Annotated in this window: 11 protein-coding genes; 4 read left to right on the forward strand and 7 right to left on the reverse strand. The window is 70.5% G+C overall.

Annotated elements, in window-relative coordinates; genetic code table 11:
• Nucleotides 1-20 precede the first annotated feature (20 nt).
• The 7 genes from AC0KUR_RS02795 to AC0KUR_RS02825 all read right to left on the reverse strand — a co-directional run bounded on the left by AC0KUR_RS02795 (nt 21) and on the right by AC0KUR_RS02825 (nt 9397).
• Nucleotides 21-1331 (reverse strand): TolC family protein, encoded by a 1311-nt coding sequence (locus tag AC0KUR_RS02795; RefSeq protein ID WP_059558606.1) that lies wholly within the window; start codon nt 1329-1331, stop codon nt 21-23.
• A gap of 240 nt (nt 1332-1571) precedes the next feature.
• On the reverse strand, nt 1572-2762 hold the full coding sequence (locus tag AC0KUR_RS02800) for a phosphotransferase enzyme family protein (RefSeq protein ID WP_473375312.1): 1191 nt from the start codon (nt 2760-2762) through the stop codon (nt 1572-1574).
• 36 nt (nt 2763-2798) lie between these two features.
• Nucleotides 2799-3434 (reverse strand): nicotinamide riboside transporter PnuC, encoded by a 636-nt coding sequence (pnuC, locus tag AC0KUR_RS02805; RefSeq protein WP_059558612.1) that lies wholly within the window; start codon nt 3432-3434, stop codon nt 2799-2801.
• Between the two features lie 59 nt (nt 3435-3493).
• Nucleotides 3494-5725 carry a TonB-dependent siderophore receptor gene (locus AC0KUR_RS02810; RefSeq protein ID WP_473375313.1) on the reverse strand — a complete coding sequence of 744 codons (2232 nt, stop codon included), beginning with the start codon at nt 5723-5725 and terminating at the stop codon, nt 3494-3496.
• A 599-nt stretch (nt 5726-6324) separates the two neighbouring features.
• Nucleotides 6325-6528, reverse strand: a complete 204-nt coding sequence (locus AC0KUR_RS02815) for a DUF2970 domain-containing protein (protein ID WP_034185578.1) — start codon at nt 6526-6528, stop codon at nt 6325-6327.
• Nucleotides 6529-6650: 122 nt separating this feature from the next.
• Nucleotides 6651-8717 carry a pyridoxamine 5'-phosphate oxidase family protein gene (locus tag AC0KUR_RS02820; protein ID WP_473375314.1) on the reverse strand — a complete coding sequence of 689 codons (2067 nt, stop codon included), beginning with the start codon at nt 8715-8717 and terminating at the stop codon, nt 6651-6653.
• Between the two features lie 35 nt (nt 8718-8752).
• On the reverse strand, nt 8753-9397 hold the full coding sequence (locus tag AC0KUR_RS02825; RefSeq protein ID WP_473375315.1) for a glutathione S-transferase family protein: 645 nt from the start codon (nt 9395-9397) through the stop codon (nt 8753-8755).
• A 126-nt stretch (nt 9398-9523) separates the two neighbouring features.
• Between AC0KUR_RS02825 and AC0KUR_RS02830 the strand changes: the two genes are divergently transcribed.
• From AC0KUR_RS02830 to AC0KUR_RS02845, 4 genes are all read left to right on the forward strand, one after another.
• Nucleotides 9524-10459, forward strand: a complete 936-nt coding sequence (locus AC0KUR_RS02830) for a LysR family transcriptional regulator (RefSeq protein WP_034185575.1) — start codon at nt 9524-9526, stop codon at nt 10457-10459.
• Between the two features lie 203 nt (nt 10460-10662).
• A complete protein-coding gene (locus AC0KUR_RS02835) occupies nt 10663-12357 on the forward strand; it encodes a 5-guanidino-2-oxopentanoate decarboxylase (RefSeq protein WP_473375316.1) in 1695 nt (564 codons plus the stop codon).
• Nucleotides 12354-13826: an aldehyde dehydrogenase family protein gene (locus AC0KUR_RS02840; RefSeq protein WP_226226895.1), complete on the forward strand. Its 1473-nt coding sequence runs from the start codon at nt 12354-12356 to the stop codon at nt 13824-13826. Before AC0KUR_RS02835 ends, AC0KUR_RS02840 begins: the two co-directional genes overlap by 4 nt.
• 150 nt (nt 13827-13976) lie before the next feature.
• A complete protein-coding gene (locus tag AC0KUR_RS02845; protein WP_034185574.1) occupies nt 13977-15074 on the forward strand; it encodes an ABC transporter substrate-binding protein in 1098 nt (365 codons plus the stop codon).
• Nucleotides 15075-15077: the final 3 nt, after the last annotated feature.

The raw sequence follows: 15077 nt of genomic DNA on the forward strand, positions 1-15077 counted from the left end.
CCTTCCGGTAAGAGTGCCGCTTATTGCGCGACGGCCGCGAGCGGCGTGCCGACGAGGCGGCCGATATCGGCGCGGGCCGAATGGGCGTCGGCGAGCGCGCGCACGTATTGCGACTGCCCCTGGAACAGCGTGCGCTGTGCATCGAGCACGTCGAGGAAGCTGAACTTCCCGAGTTCGTAGCCGCGCGACATCGCGTCGAGCGCGACGCGCGCGGCCGGCAGGATGTCGGACTTCAGCCGCTGCGCTTCCTGCTCGGCGGCCTCGAAATTCGCGTAGGCTTGCGTGAGCGCCAGCCGCAGGCGCATGCGTTCGCGATCGAGATCGGCATTCGCGCGCTCGGCCTTGTGCGTCGCCTCGAGCAGCGCGCCCTTGTTCGTGTTGAACAGCGGAATCGGGATCGATACGCCGACCACGGCCTGGTTGTCGGGCACCCCGCCCGTCGTCACGCGCTTCACGCCCGCGCTGACCGTCACGTCCGGAATGCGCCTCGCGCGTTCGAGCGACACGGCCGCGTTCGAGCGCAGCATCTCGGCGCGCGCGATCCGCGCGAGCGGCGCATCGTCGAGCTGCGCGGTCAGCGCGGGCAGCGGCTCGACCGGCGGCACGGTTTCGAGGTCGCCGAGCACGGCGAGCCGGTCGCCGCGCGCTTCGCCCATCACCGCGTTCAGCTTCTCGCGCGCGACGTCCACCTTGCCGCGCGCCGTCACGACTTCGATCTGCACGCCGGCCGCCGCCACCTGCGCCTTCGTCGCCTCGACCGGCGACACCTTGCCGGCCTGCGCGCGGCGCCCCGCGAGATCCGCGGAGCGCGCGGCGATCGCGGCCGATTCCTCGGTGACCTGGAGCTGCCGCTGCGCGGCGAGCAGCCCGTAGAACGCGGCGATCACGTCGGCGCGCACGACCGCACCCTGCTCGTCGAGCGACGCGCCGGCCGACTCGCGGCCGTACGACGCGACGTCGAGCCGCGCGCGGCGCTTGCCGCCCAGTTCGATGGTCTGGTTGATCAGCGCGGTCGACGTACGTTCGTTGCTGCGGAAGCTCTCCTGCAGGAACGACACTTCGGGATTGGGGCGCGCGCCGGCCTGCAGCAGCGCGCCGGCCGACGCATCGACGTCCGCGCGCGCGCCGCGCAGCGCCGGATTGTTCCGGGCCGCGACGGCGAGTGCATCGGAAAGCGTCAACGACGGGGCGGGACGTGCGTCGGACGGCGGTGCGCCGATCGGTGCGGCGCTGCCGGCGGCAGCTGTCGCCGGCGGCGGCAGCGACGGCTGCGCATACGCCGTCGCGGCCATCGCGAAGGCGACGGCCGCGGAGAGAGGGAGCTTGAGCATGTTCGGTTCTGCGGTAACGGTTGCGACCGATGCTACGGTCGGGCCGCAGTGCGAACATGAGGCGAAGATGATATTTCCGTCATGTTGGACGCAGCCGCACGCAGACGCGCGGCGCCCCGCGGGGACGGTGCCCCGTTTTGACGATCGGGAAAGTTCGGTGAGCGCGCGGCGCGACGGCCGCGCGAAAGACTGCGGAGGCTTGGGACTTCGGCACGCGCGGGCCGCCGCCCCGCACGCGAATCAGGTGACGGGTTGTTTCGCGCGCCGGCGTTGCACGAGCCAGTCGAGCAGTTGCCGCCCGTCGCGCTCGCCGAACCAGCGCGCGTGCCCGATCAGGTAGCCGTCGTACGCGATGTCGACGATCGCCGGCGCATCGATGATGCAGCCGAAATACGCGACTTCCGACAGCGCGAACTCCGTATGCACGATCGGCAGCAGCGCGACCAGCGCGGCATACGCGTCGTCGTTCAGCGGTTCGAGCGCTTCGTAACCGTCGAGCAGCGCGTCGATCTGGTCGTATTCGACGCGCCGCGCATCGGCCGGCGCCATCCAGTCGATCGTATTGCGCTCGATCGCGAGCGCGAGGTCCATCACCGCGCACGTACGATCCGACAGGCCGAAATCGAGCACGGTCCGCACCTGTGCGCCGGGGCCCGCCCCGGTCCACAGCAGGTTCGACGCATGCCAGTCGCCGTGCGTCCACAACGGCGGCAACGCGGGCAGCAGCGGCACGAGGCGCGCGTGATACGGGCCGATCGCGTCGGCCACGTCGCCGCGCCAGTCGCGCGAACCGAGTGCACGCACGAGCAGCGGCTGCGCCTCGACCCAGCGTTCGAGCGCGCCGGCCAGATCGGCGGACGACAGCACGCGAAAACTCGACAGCAGCGTCCGTACGGGGCGCGCCGGCGCAGCGTAACCGGCCGACGCGCGATGCAGCTCGGCCAGCGCGCGGCCGGCCGCGTAGGCGTGCGAAGGATGCGTGAACGGTTGCCACGACATCACGCCGCGATACGGATCGACGCCGGGCGCGAGCACGTGCACCTCGTACGTCCACTCGCCGGACGCAAACGCGGTCGCGCCGTCGCGACCGGCCAGCACGTCCACCACGGGGATGCCGCGTTCGCGCAGATGCGCGATGAAGCGATGCTCTTCCTCGAGGCCCGCGACATCGCGCAGGCTCGCATGATGACGCTTGACGAACAACCCGCGCCCGTCCGCCATCCGCACGAGCACCGCCGCCGCGAACTGCCGCGGGCTGTGCCACGTCAGCCGCGCCGGCTCGCCCGCGCCATCGATCCGCGCGAGTATGGCCGCCACCTCGCCGTGCGTCATCAGCGGCCAGTCGCGTTCGGCCTGCTCGCCGTCGACGCCGAATTGCGGCGGTGCGACGTCACGCGACAGGGGGCCGTCCGGCTCGAGGGGGAATGACATGAACGACGTTGCTCCGTGGTTGAATCCGTGCGCGAATCAGCGCGCGCCGCCGCCCGGCGCCAGCGCGCCGCCGGCCGCCGCGCGCAACGCGGCGGCGGTCCGGCTCCAGTCGCGCCAGCCGACGACGGCCAGCCCGATGAACAGCGCATAGAGTCCGGCCGTCAGATACAGTTCCTTGAACACGAACATCCCGACGTAGACGACGTTCACGACGATCCACAGTCCCCACGACGCGATATAGCGCCGCGCGGTCCAGTATTGCGCGACGAGGCTGAACGCGGTCAGCGACGCGTCGACGAACGGCAGCGCCGCGTCGGTCCAGCGTGCCATCATGCCGCCGAGCAGCGCGCTGCCGATGACGGCCGCGACCAGGTCGGGCAGCATCTGGCGCGGCCGCACGCCGGTGACGGGCGCGACGTCGCCGGCCGGCGCCGCGCCGCCGCCGCCGGCTTCGCTCGCGCGCTGCGCGAGCCAGCGCTGCCAGCCGTACACCTGCAGCACCGCGAACGCGCCCTGCAGCAGCATGTCCGAATACAGCTTCGCATCGAAGAAGATCCAGCCGTACAGCGCAACCGACGCGAGCCCGACCGGCCAGCACAGCATGCGGCGCTTCGCGGTCAGCCAGATCGCGAGCGCGCTGACGATCACGCCGGCGATTTCGAGTGGGGACATCGTCTGTGCTCTCCTGGTTGGCTGCCGGGGCCGCGCGTCACGCAGCCGGTTCCCGGTCATCAGAAATCATAGGTCAACGACACGCGCGCGGTGCGCGGCGCCCCCGGGAACAGGTACGCATCGCCCTGCTGCTCGCCCGCGTCGCGCCAGTAGAACTTGTTGAACAGGTTGTCGACCGACACGCGCAGTACCGTGCGATGGCCGCCGATCTTCGTCGTATAGCGCGCGCCGAGATTGAACACGAACCATGACGGCACGCGCGCGGTGCCTTCCTCGTTCGCGTTGCGCGCCGCGCTGTACTCGACACCGCCGAGCACGTTCAGCCCTGCCACGCCCGGCACCGCGTAATCCGCATACAGCGACGCGCGCAGCGCGGGCACGTTGATGATCTGGTGCCCTTCGTAGGCCGGCGACCCCGAATCGTACGCGCGGGCGCGGATCGCCGCGACGCTGGCCGTCAGCCCCAGCCGCTCGGTCACGCGCCCGGCCGCGCCGAGCTCGATCCCCTGGTGCCGCTGCGTGCCGCGCTGCACGAACGTGTAGGCGGTGCCCGACGCATCCGGGTCGGCGAACTGGAACGGCTTGCTGATCGAGAACACGGCGGCCGTGAGGCTCAGCCGGTCGAGCCAGTCGTATTTCGCGCCGACCTCGATCTGGTGCGATTCGACCTGCGGCAGGAACGCATACGCATTGGTCGCGCGCACCGGCGCCTGGTCGCCGAGCGACAGCGCCTTGCTGTACGACGCATACAGCGACAGCACGTTGACCGGCTTGTAGACGAGCGCGACCTGCGGCAGGAACACCGAGCGGTCGGTGTGCGTCGTGTCGCCGTCGGGACTGCTCCAGCTGCGCTGGCGCAGCAGCACTTCCTTGCCGCCCGCGAGCACCTGCCAGTGTTCGCCGATGCTGATGCGGTCGAGCCCGAACACGCCGTACTGCCACGAATCGAGCTGCGGATACGACGGCCCGGGCGTATTCGGCGACGGTGCAAACGTGACGTCGGGTCCGTCGATGTTCTCGCTGCCGACATAGTCGTACACGGCGGTCGCCATGTGCACGACGCGACGCTGCACGCTTACGCCGAGCGTCAGTTCGTGCCGCAGCGGTCCCGTCGCGAACTTGCCGGTCGTGACGGCGCGCAGGTCGTCGTTGCGCCGGTATTCGCCGGGGCTGCGGAAGTCGTACACGTCGTAGTCGCCGTTCGCGCCGAAGAAAAACGGCGACGTCGCGCCGGCCGTGCAGCTTGCCGCGTAATAGCAACCGTACGCGAACGCGCTGTTGTCGTCGATCATCGTGCGGCTGCGGCCCGCGGCGACGTACGCCTTCCAGTCGTCGTTGAACTGGTAGTCGAAGCGGGCGTTCAGGTTCAGCGCATCGGTCGTCACCGGTTTCGCCCACGGCTGCGTGCCGAGCGCCTTCGACGTCGTCTTGACCGACGGCACGACGGTGCCGCCGAGCAACTGGTAGCCGGGCGCCGAGCGCTGGATCCACTGCTGGAATTCGGCGTTGAGCTGCAGGCTCGCGCGCGGGCTGATGTCCCAGTCGGCGGCGATCGAGCCGAACGTGCGCCGTCCGTTCGTGCCGTCGATGTAGGCGTGCATGTTCTCCTTCGCGGCGTTGATCCGGAAGCCGAACTGATGGTCGGGGCCGAAGCGGCGGCCGAGATCGACGGCCGCCGACGTCGAGCCGCGGCTGTCGACGCCGCCCGTCACGCTCGCGACGTTCGCGGAGCGCTTGGTCACGAAGTTGATCACGCCGCCCGGCGCGACGACGCCGCTGTCGATGCCGGCCAGCCCCTTCAGGATCTCGACGCGCTCCTTGTTCTCGAGCGGCACGTTCTGCTCGCCCGACACCGTCAGCCCGTCGATCCGGATCGCGCTCGCGAGATCGACCGGAAAACCGCGGATCGCGAAGCCTTCGAAATAGCCGACCGGCGCGTAGTCGTTGACGACCGATGCGTCGTTGCGCACGACGTCGCTCAGCCGTTTCGCCTGCTGGTCGTCGATCAGCGCGCGCGTGACGACGTTCACCGACGCGGGCGTGTCGCGCAGCGGCGCGTCGTCGAGCCCGGCCACCGACGCATTCCGCGCGCGCAGCGTGCCGCCGCGCTCGCCGCTCACCGTGATCGCGGGCAGCGTCGCGGTGCCGGCCGCGTCGGCGTCCGGTGCGGGCGCGTCACCCGGTGCCGCGGCGGCCTGCGCCGCGAAAAGCGTGATGCCGAGGCCGACTCCGAGCCCGACCTTGGTGCGCCGCCGCCGTGCGGACGCCGCTGTTGTTCGATTCACCGTCATTGTTCTGGATGGAAAACTCGCCACTCGACCCTGTCGAAACCCGTTACGAAGCTGCGAAGCATGCCCCCGCGGACGCAATCCGCACCGTCACCGGCCGCGTGCGGCGACACGCCATTCATCAGACGAACCGGACGATATGGCACGCACGCATGCCGGTCAGCCAGGAAGACGCGGGATGGGACATCGGATTCAGGTGACGCGCCGGGCACCGACGCAGCCGCCGACGGATTCGTCGGGAGCGGGCGGGCGGCCGGCGGCATCGCGCGGTCGTGTCATGCGGGGGACGCTTCGAACGCCCCGGTGCGGGCGGCGGGCGCTTGCGCCGGCCGTTCGTCGGAACGGCGGCCTGCCCGTCGCGCGCGACATCGCGGCGTGGCGCGCATTTTACCCCGGGCGGGACCGATGGCCGTGGAATCGGGCGGAACGGGAGGCGGGAACGGCGGGATGGGGGAAATAGGCTGCGGAGGGCGCGCCGGCGGCGGCGGCGCGATCGCGCCGCGCATCGTGCGCGGCGACCTCGACGACCGGTGCGGTCATGCGCCGGTCGAACGGACGAAAACCGGCGCGGGAATCACGGCCCGCTACCGGTTCGACACCGCTCAGAACCCCTGCATCGTCACGGTCGGATCGACGACGAGATGCACGACGCCGTAGATCACCGCGCCGACCAGCAGCGCAAGCAGGATCGCCACGAACGGCAGCAACGTGAAGTTGGCGTTCGCGAGATCGGTCGCGTGCGACTTGCTGTTGCGCACGCCGAAGAAACTCCACAGGACCAGGCGGACCATGCCGAGCAGTTTCATGATGGGCTCCTTTCATCGAATCGGTTGACGCTATCGTCGATCCGACCGGCATCCGAAAAAAGAAGCAGTTGCGCGCGCTTTTCGCGCAGCAGGCCCTCTGCGGCGGCGTGTCGCAGGGTGCGTCAGCGGTCGAGCACGAGCGGCTCCGCGGCGCCTGGCGCGGGCCGCGCGACGCACAGCAGCGCGCAGCCCGGTTCGACCGGCGCGTCGGGCGCTTGCGCGTAGTCGACCGCGCCGGACAGCACGCGCGTCGCGCAGGTGCCGCACGCGCCGGAACGGCATTCGGACGGCACGGCCACGCCCTGCCCCTCGGCGAATTCGAGCAGCGTGCCGTCGGCAGGTGTCCACGCGGTTTCGCGCGCCGTGCGCCGGAACACGACCGGCACGCCCGGCACGCCCGGCACCGCTCGCGCGAGCGTCTCGCGCGCCACACGACGCGAGACGCTCGACGGCCCGAACGCCTCGAAGCGGATGCGTTCGTCCGGCACGTTCAGTGCGCGCAGCCCGTCGTACAGGTCGCGCATGAACGCCGCGGGCCCGCACAGGTAAAAGTCGTAGTCGTCGAACGACAGGATCCGCTTCAGCTGCGCGACGTCGATGCGGCCGGCCCGCGCGGCCGAGCGTTCATCAGGATGACTGTCGAACCAGTGCAGCGACAGGCGCGCGTCGGCGGCCGCGATGGCCGCGAGTTGCGCCGCGAACGGCCGGTCGGCCGCATCGCGTGCGCCATGCACGAACACCACGCGGCGCGACGGCGTGTCGTCGGCCAGTGCGCGGCGCAGCATCGCGACCATCGGCGTGATGCCGATGCCGGCCGACACGAGCACGGCCGGGCGCGGGCTCGCGAGATCGAACGTGAAGCGGCCGCGCGGCATCTGCGCGTCGAACGTCATGCCGGCCAGCGCATGATCGTGCAGCCACGCCGATACGCGCCCTTCGCGCTTCACGGTGATCCGGTAATGCGCGCCGCCCGGCGCATCCGACAGCGTGTAGCTGCGAATCGCCGGCGCATCGCCGCCCGGCAGCGCGACGCGCAGCGTCAGGTGCTGCCCGGCTTCGTAGGCCGGCAGCACGCCGCCATCCGCCGGTTCGAAATGAAACGACCGGATCGCGCGCGCTTCGTCGACGATCTTCGCGATGCGCAACGGCCGCCATGCGGGTGCCGATGCAGGCACGGCGGACGGCACCGGGACCGCCTGCGCGGCGCCCGCCGAAGCCGCCGCCGTCGCCGCGAACTGCGGCGCGCGCTCGACCGCCGACCACCGGAACGGCAGCACCGCACGCAGGCGCCGCACTTCCCGCACATGGAACCGCACGACACGCTGCGCGCCGTCGAACGACGCGACGAGCGGCCCGTCCCACACGATCTCCGCGCGCGCGGCGACAACCAGCACGTCGCCGCTGTCGAAATCGATGAACAGCAGCCCCGCGCGCGGATCGTGCTGCAGGTTGCCGAGCGTGTTGAAGAAGCGGTTGCCGCTGAAATCGGGCGTCGTCAGCGTGTTCGCATCGTCGACGCGCACGAAGCCCGGCATCCCGCCGCGATGCGACACGTCCGCGCCGCGCGCGGCGCCCGCCTCCGCCGACGTGTTCGCGCTCGCGACGAAGAACGTATCGGCCTGCGCGAGCAGCGCGCGGTCGGCGTCGCTCAATGCGTCCGACACGTCGGGCGCGACGGCCGCATCGGCTTCGCGTGCGATGAAAGTGGGCTTGCGGCCCTGGATGTACTTCGCGCAGTTGCCGAAGCTCTGCTCGACGGCGATCGTCAGCGCATCGCCGTCGACCGCGCGCACGACGCCGTTCACGCGATTGCGCCGCCGCGTATCGAATTCGATCCCGAGCCCGCCGAGCGCCGCGCCCGGTTGCCAGGTACCGGCGAGCGGATCGCCCGGCAGCGCGCGCGCCGCGATGCGCAGCGTGCGCGGGTCCGGCGACGTGACGAAACCCGGCGCACCGGCGCGCAGCGTCGCCCACGGCTGGCCGTGCGCATCGACGCCGCCGAGCACGAAGAACGGCAGTTGCGCGAAGAACGCGCGGTGCTGGTCCGGCATGAAGCGCCGGATGCCGCGCCGGCCGGCCGCACCCGCCGCGTCCGTCACGCCTGCGCGCTGCTGCACGGCAAGCTCGCCCGCGTGAAACGGCGCGGTGTCGAGTTCCCAACCCGGTACGACGGCGGTCGGCGCGTTCATCGCATGCTCCTGACGAGGCCTGGTTGAAGGGGAGGTTACGCGGCGAGCAGGCCCGCGCGCGTCGTCGGCATCGCGACGAAGCCCGGCAGCGCCTCGATACGCGCCAGCCATGCGCGCACGTGCGGATACGGTTCGAGCGACACGCCGCCTTCCGGTGCGTGCGCGATGTACGTATAAGCGGCGATGTCCGCGATCGTCGGCTGCGCGCCGGCCGCGAACGGCTTGACGGCCAGCTCGCGATCGATCACGTCGAGCACCTTCGCGGCCGTACGCTTGGCGGCCTCCGGATCGAGCTGCGCGCCGAACACGGTCACGAGCCGCGCGGCAGCCGGGCCCGACGCGATCGGGCCGGCCGCATACGACAGCCAGCGCTGCACGACGGCCGCGCCGACCGGATCGTCGGGCAGCCAGTGGGCGTCGCCGTAGCGCTTCGCGAGGTAGACGAGGATCGCGTTCGAATCGGCGATCACGGTGCCGCCGTCGTCGATCACCGGTACCTGCCCGAGCGGATTCAACGCGAGAAAAGCCGGTTCGCGCTGCGCGCCGACCGCGAGATCGATGTCGATGGTTTTGGACGGCAACCCGAGCAGCGACAGGAACAACCGGACACGGTGCGCGTGGCCGGACAACAGGAACGAATAGACGCGGATCGGCGAGGCAGGCTTGCGGGCGGCAGACATGGAAACACTCCGGATTCTCGCGCCGCCGGGAATCGGCGACGAACGGCTCCAGCGTAGCGCTCGCCGTTCGTCGCCAGAAGACGGATAATCGCGGAAACATTATCCTCTTTCATAGGACAATCGACGATGGCCGATCTGCGCGACGTGAACCTGAACCGGCTGGCGATCTTCGTCGCGGTGGTCGAGGCCGGCTCGCTGACGGCCGCGGCCGAGCGGCTCGGCCTCGCGAAGACGGTCGTCAGCACGCACATGCAGCGCCTCGAATCCGAGGTCGGCACGAACCTGCTGGTGCGCACGACGCGGCGGCTGAGCGTGACGGATGCGGGGCGCGTGTTCTACGACGCGTGCCGCGACATCGTGCGCGCGACCGAAACCGCGCTCGACGCGGTATCGTCCGACGCCGGGCCGCTGCGCGGCACGCTGCGCGTGAGCGTGCCGATCGACTACGGCGCTTTGGTCGTCGCTCCGGCCGTCGTCGCGTTGCGCGACCGGCATCCGGGGCTCGACGTCGAACTGGTGGCGAACGACCGCGTCGTCGATCTCGTCGCGGACAATCTCGACGTCGCGATCCGCATCGGCCGCCTCGCCGATTCGAACTATCGCGCGGTGCAGCTCGGCACGTACGAGAAATGGCTGGTGGCGAGCCCGGCGTTCGTCGCCCGGCACGGGCTGCCGCGCGATCCGGATGCGCTCGCCGCGCTGCCGTTCGTGATGCTGTCGACGCTGCCGCGCCCGCACACGCTCGAACTCGACAACGCGAACGGCGGCAGCGCGGCCGTCCGCTGTGCCGCACCGGTCGTATCGAACACCGCGACCGCATGCCGCGCGATCGTGCTCGCGGGCGGCGGCTTCGGGTTGCTGACGGATTTCTCGACCGCGGACGACGTCGCGGCCGGCCGGCTCGTGCGGCTGCTGCCCGCGTGGCGCTCGGCACCGGCCGGAATTCATGCGGTGTATCCGTCGACGCGGCTGCCCACGCCGAAGGTGCGGGCGTTCATCGATGCGATGAAGGAGAGGATTGGCGACACACGGCCGGCACGCAAGACGAAACGCGAACGCTAGCGCGCGCCGGTTGCGTGCCCGCGCACGCCATTCATCCGACGAATCACGACGTCCCCGCGATCAGGCGCCGCCATGCACGGCGCTCATGCGCGGCATGAAAACTAATCGATTGTTGGCGCCCCGGATCGACGCCGACAATCCGCTTCATGCCCCCTCGTTTGCGGTACGGGCCATTCACCCTCCCAATCGGCACGTCACGATCCATGAACCGCCCAGTCCCTCTTCCTTGCATCGCCGCGGCCCGCACGGCCCCGCCGGCACCGTCCCTTGCCCGCCCCTGCACTTGCGGCGAAGCACTCGTCGGCCTGCTCGAACGTTACGACGTCGAATGCGTGTTCGGCATTCCCGGCGTGCATACCGTCGAGCTCTATCGCGGGCTCGCCGAGTCGTCGATCCGCCATGTGACGCCGCGCCACGAACAGGGCGCCGGTTTCATGGCCGACGGTTATGCACGCGTCACCGGCCGGCCGGGCGTCTGCTTCATCATCACCGGGCCCGGCATGACCAATATCGCGACCGCGATGGCACAGGCCTACGCGGATTCGATCCCGATGCTGGTGATCTCGAGCGTCAACGCGCGGCGCGAGCTCGGCAGCGGCGACGGCCGTCTGCACGAGCTGCCGTCGCAGCGCAACGTCTTCGCGGGGCTCACCGCGTTCTCGCACACGCTGCTGGACGCGGCCGACCTGCCGCAGGTCCTCGCGCGCGCATTCGCCGTCTTCGAAAGCGCGCGGCCACGGCCCGTGCATATCGAGATTCCGCTCGACGTGATCGTGATGCCGGCGCCCGCGCTGCCCGCCACCCCGCCCGCGCTGCCCGCGCGCCCCGCGCCTGATGCCGGTGCGCTCGCGGCGGCCGCGGACCTGCTCGCCCACGCACGCCGGCCGCTGATCCTGGCGGGCGGCGGTGCCGTGCAGGCGGCAGCCGAATTGCGCGAACTCGCCGAACGCCTGCACGCGCCCGTCGCGCTGACGATCAACGCGAAGGGCCTGCTGCCGCCCGGCCATCCGCTGCTGATCGGCTCCACCCAGTCGCTGCCGGCCACCCGCGCGGCGATCCGCGATGCCGACGTGGTGCTCGCCGTCGGCACCGAGCTCGGCGAAACGGATTACGACGTCACGTTCGACGGTCGCTTCGCGATCGACGGACGGCTGATTCGCATCGACATCGATGCGCAGCAGCTGATGCGCAATGCCCGCGCGGAGATCGCCATCGCCGGCGATGCGCGGCTCGCGCTCGGCACGCTGTCGACCCGTCTGCACGAAAAACCCGCGCCGACACCGGAAGCCGGCTGGGGTGCCTCACGCGTGGCGGCCGTGCGCGCCGAGATCGCGTCCGGTCACGACGGCCACGTGCGCGCGCAGGCGCGACTGATCGACACGATCGTCACGACGCTGCCGGGCGTGATCGTCGCCGGCGATTCGACGAGCCCCGTCTACGTCGGCAATTTCACCCACGACGCGCCCGCGCCGCGCAGCTGGTTCAACTCGTCGACCGGCTACGGCACGCTCGGCTACGGGCTGCCCGCCGCGATCGGCGCGAAGCTCGCCGCGCCGGCGCGCCCGGTCGTCTGCCTGATCGGCGATGGCGGCCTGCAGTTCACTTTGCCGGAGCTCGCGAGCGCGGTCGAAGCCCGCCTGCCGGTGATCGTGATCGTCTGGAACAACCGCGGTTACGGCGAGATCCGCAAATACATGATCGCGCGCGACATCACGCCGGTCGGCGTCGATCCGTACGCGCCCGATTTCGTGGCGCTCGCGCGCGCCTTCGGCTGCGCGGCGCACGCGGCCGCGACGCCCGCCGCACTGGCCGCCGCGTTGCGCGACGCCGCCGCGCGCGCGATTCCGACTGTGATCGAGATCGACGAAGCGGCGTGGTTCGGTCAGGTGCAGCCATGAGTCCGGCCGCCGCGTTTCGTTTCGATCCGCCGCTGCATACCGGGCTCCTCATCGATGGCGTGTGGGGACCCGGCGTCGGCGGCGCCACGCTGCCCGTCGTCGATCCGTCGACCGAAGCGGTCCTCGCGCGAGTCGATGCCGGCGACGGCGCGGACGTCGAGCGCGCCGTCCGGGCCGCGGCCCGCGCGTTTCCCCGCTGGAAACGCACGACGGGCACCGCGCGCGCGGCCCTGCTCCGCGCGATCGCACGCGGCGTCGACGCGCACCGCGCGCGGCTCGCGACACTGCAGTCGCTCAACAACGGCAAGCCGTTCGCGGAAGCGGAGATCGACGTCGCCGACGTGATCGCCACGTTCGACTACTACGCCGGCCTCGCCGAACGGCTCGACATGGACGGCGAAACCGAGGTCGCGCTACCCGACGATCACCACCGCGCGTGGATCCGGCGCGAACCGGCCGGCGTCGCCGCGCTGATCGTGCCGTGGAATTTCCCGATGGTGACGACGGCGTGGAAGCTCGCGCCCGCGCTCGCAGCCGGCTGCACCGTCGTGCTGAAGCCGTCCGAGATCACGCCGCTGCCCGAACTCGAACTCGCCGCGATCGCCGCCGCTGCGGGCCTGCCGCCCGGCGTGCTGAACGTCGTGACGGGCACCGGTCACGACGTCGGCGCCCCGCTGTGCGCGCATCCGCTCGTCGCGAAGGTGTCGTTTACCGGCAGCACGGGGGTCGGTGCGCAGGTCATGAAAGCCGCCGCGGACACGATCAAGGGCATCGGCCTCGAACTGGGCGGCAAGTCGTCGATCGTCGTGTTCGACGACGCCGATCCCGACCAGGCGGTCGAGCTGATCGCCGGCGGCGGCCTGTTCAACGCCGGGCAGATGTGTTCGGCGACCTCGCGCGTGCTCGTCGCCGCGCCGCTCGCCGAAGACCTGATCGCGCGTCTCGCGCGGCGGATCGACGCGACCGTCGTCGGCCCGCCGTTCGCCGAGGGCGTGCAGATGGGCCCGCTGACGAACCGTGCGCAATACGAACGCGTGAAGCACTACCTCGCGCAAGGCCGCGCCGACGGCGCGCGGCTGGTGGCGGGCGGCGACGTGCCCGCCGGCCCCGGTTACTTCGTCCGGCCCGCGCTGTTCGCCGACGTGCCGACCGACAGCGCGCTGTGGCGCGACGAAATCTTCGGGCCGGTGCTGTGCGTCCGCACATTCGATACCGAGGACGACGCGATCGCGGCCGCCAACGATACCGAATACGGGCTCGTCGCGACCATCGTCACGCGCGACACGGCACGCGGCAAGCGGGTCGCCGACGCACTCGAGGCAGGCGTCGTGTGGATCAACACACCGCAGCTGATCTATCCGCAAACCTCATGGGGCGGCTACAAGCGCAGCAGCGTCGGGCGCGAGCTCGGTCCGTTCGGGCTGGCTGCGTTCCAGGAGATCAAGCAGGTCATGATGCCGGCCCGCTGAGGCCGCCCGGCTCATGCGTTTATCTCATGCCGCGCATGCGGATATTTCGTTTGTTGCGGAAATTTGACCTCCCTACAGTTCATCCACACCCCGCGCCGCCGTTCGGCGACCGGCATCGAACCACCCGGCATCGTTCATCAGGAGACGGCCATGCAACACTTCAAGGCGGGCAGAAGGCAGGTGATCAAAACCCTCGGCACGGCACTCGCCGCATCCGCCCTTCCGATGCCATTCATCAGTACTGCGAAAGCACAGTCGAGCAGTTTCGCGGGAAAGACACTTCGGCTGCTCACGTGGTCTGACGATACCGGCGCGGCCGCGCTGCGCAACATCGCGGAAACCTTCAGCAAGCAGACCGGCGCACGCGTGATCGCCGACCGTGCGGACGGCACGTCGGGCATGGTCGCCAAGGTCAAGGCCGCCGGCGAGCGGCCGACCTACGACGTGATCACGCTGGCCGGCGTGGGCGCGGCGGGCCTCGCCGACGCGGGCCTGCTCGCGAAGCCGGACCTGAACCGGCTGCCCAACCTGAAGGACGTCGCGCCGCAGTACCGCACGGGCGCGAACGGGTTCGGCATCGGCTACCTGCTGTGGTCGGACGGACTGATCTACAACACGTCGACCATCAAGACCGCACCCGCGAGCTACGAAGCGCTGTGGGATCCGAAATATGCGGGCCGCCTGTTCCTGCCGCCGCCGGAATGGGCCGAGGCGGTCGATCTCGCGATCGTCGCCGCGAAGCTGGCCGGCGGTTCGCAGCAGAACATCGAGCCCGGCTTCCGCAAGCTCGCGGCGCTCAAGGATCGCGTGATGACGCTCGGCGAGAACCCGAACCAGATCGCCGACCTGTTCCGCACCGGCTCGCTCGACATCGGCGGCATCTATTCGCCCGCGTTCTTCCCCGACCAGATCCGCAAACCCGACTACAAGATGGGCGTGACGTACGGGATGAAGGAGGGCTTCGCGACGCAACTGATGTTCACGGTGATTCCGAAAGCGCACCCCGGCGACCTCGATCTGATCCATGCGTTCATCAACCACACGCTCGACGCGGGCGTGCAGGGCCGGATGGCGGCGGACGTGCTGAACGGGCCGGTGAACGCGAAGGCCGTGATCCCGGCGGAAAGCCGCCCGTTCGTGCCGTCGCCGCAGCAGATCGCGGAGAAGGCCATCCTGCACGACGACAAGGCCCTCGCGGCCGTCCAGCCGGCGTGGATCAAACGCTATACCAGCCTCTTCGCGGCCTGACGA

This window comes from Burkholderia sp. YHN3-13, from assembly GCF_055810675.1.

Bases quoted from the DNA above. Each gene is read 5' to 3' on its own strand.
- AC0KUR_RS02795 (WP_059558606.1), bottom strand. From the start codon at position 1,331: ATGCTCAAGCTCCCTCTCTCCGCGGCCGTCGCCTTCGCGATGGCCGCG.
- AC0KUR_RS02800 (WP_473375312.1), bottom strand. From the start codon at position 2,762: ATGTCATTCCCCCTCGAGCCGGACGGCCCCCTGTCGCGTGACGTCGCA.
- pnuC (WP_059558612.1), bottom strand. From the start codon at position 3,434: ATGTCCCCACTCGAAATCGCCGGCGTGATCGTCAGCGCGCTCGCGATC.
- AC0KUR_RS02810 (WP_473375313.1), bottom strand. From the start codon at position 5,725: ATGACGGTGAATCGAACAACAGCGGCGTCCGCACGGCGGCGGCGCACC.
- AC0KUR_RS02815 (WP_034185578.1), bottom strand. From the start codon at position 6,528: ATGAAACTGCTCGGCATGGTCCGCCTGGTCCTGTGGAGTTTCTTCGGC.
- AC0KUR_RS02820 (WP_473375314.1), bottom strand. From the start codon at position 8,717: ATGAACGCGCCGACCGCCGTCGTACCGGGTTGGGAACTCGACACCGCG.
- AC0KUR_RS02825 (WP_473375315.1), bottom strand. From the start codon at position 9,397: ATGTCTGCCGCCCGCAAGCCTGCCTCGCCGATCCGCGTCTATTCGTTC.
- AC0KUR_RS02830 (WP_034185575.1), top strand. From the start codon at position 9,524: ATGGCCGATCTGCGCGACGTGAACCTGAACCGGCTGGCGATCTTCGTC.
- AC0KUR_RS02835 (WP_473375316.1), top strand. From the start codon at position 10,663: ATGAACCGCCCAGTCCCTCTTCCTTGCATCGCCGCGGCCCGCACGGCC.
- AC0KUR_RS02840 (WP_226226895.1), top strand. From the start codon at position 12,354: ATGAGTCCGGCCGCCGCGTTTCGTTTCGATCCGCCGCTGCATACCGGG.
- AC0KUR_RS02845 (WP_034185574.1), top strand. From the start codon at position 13,977: ATGCAACACTTCAAGGCGGGCAGAAGGCAGGTGATCAAAACCCTCGGC.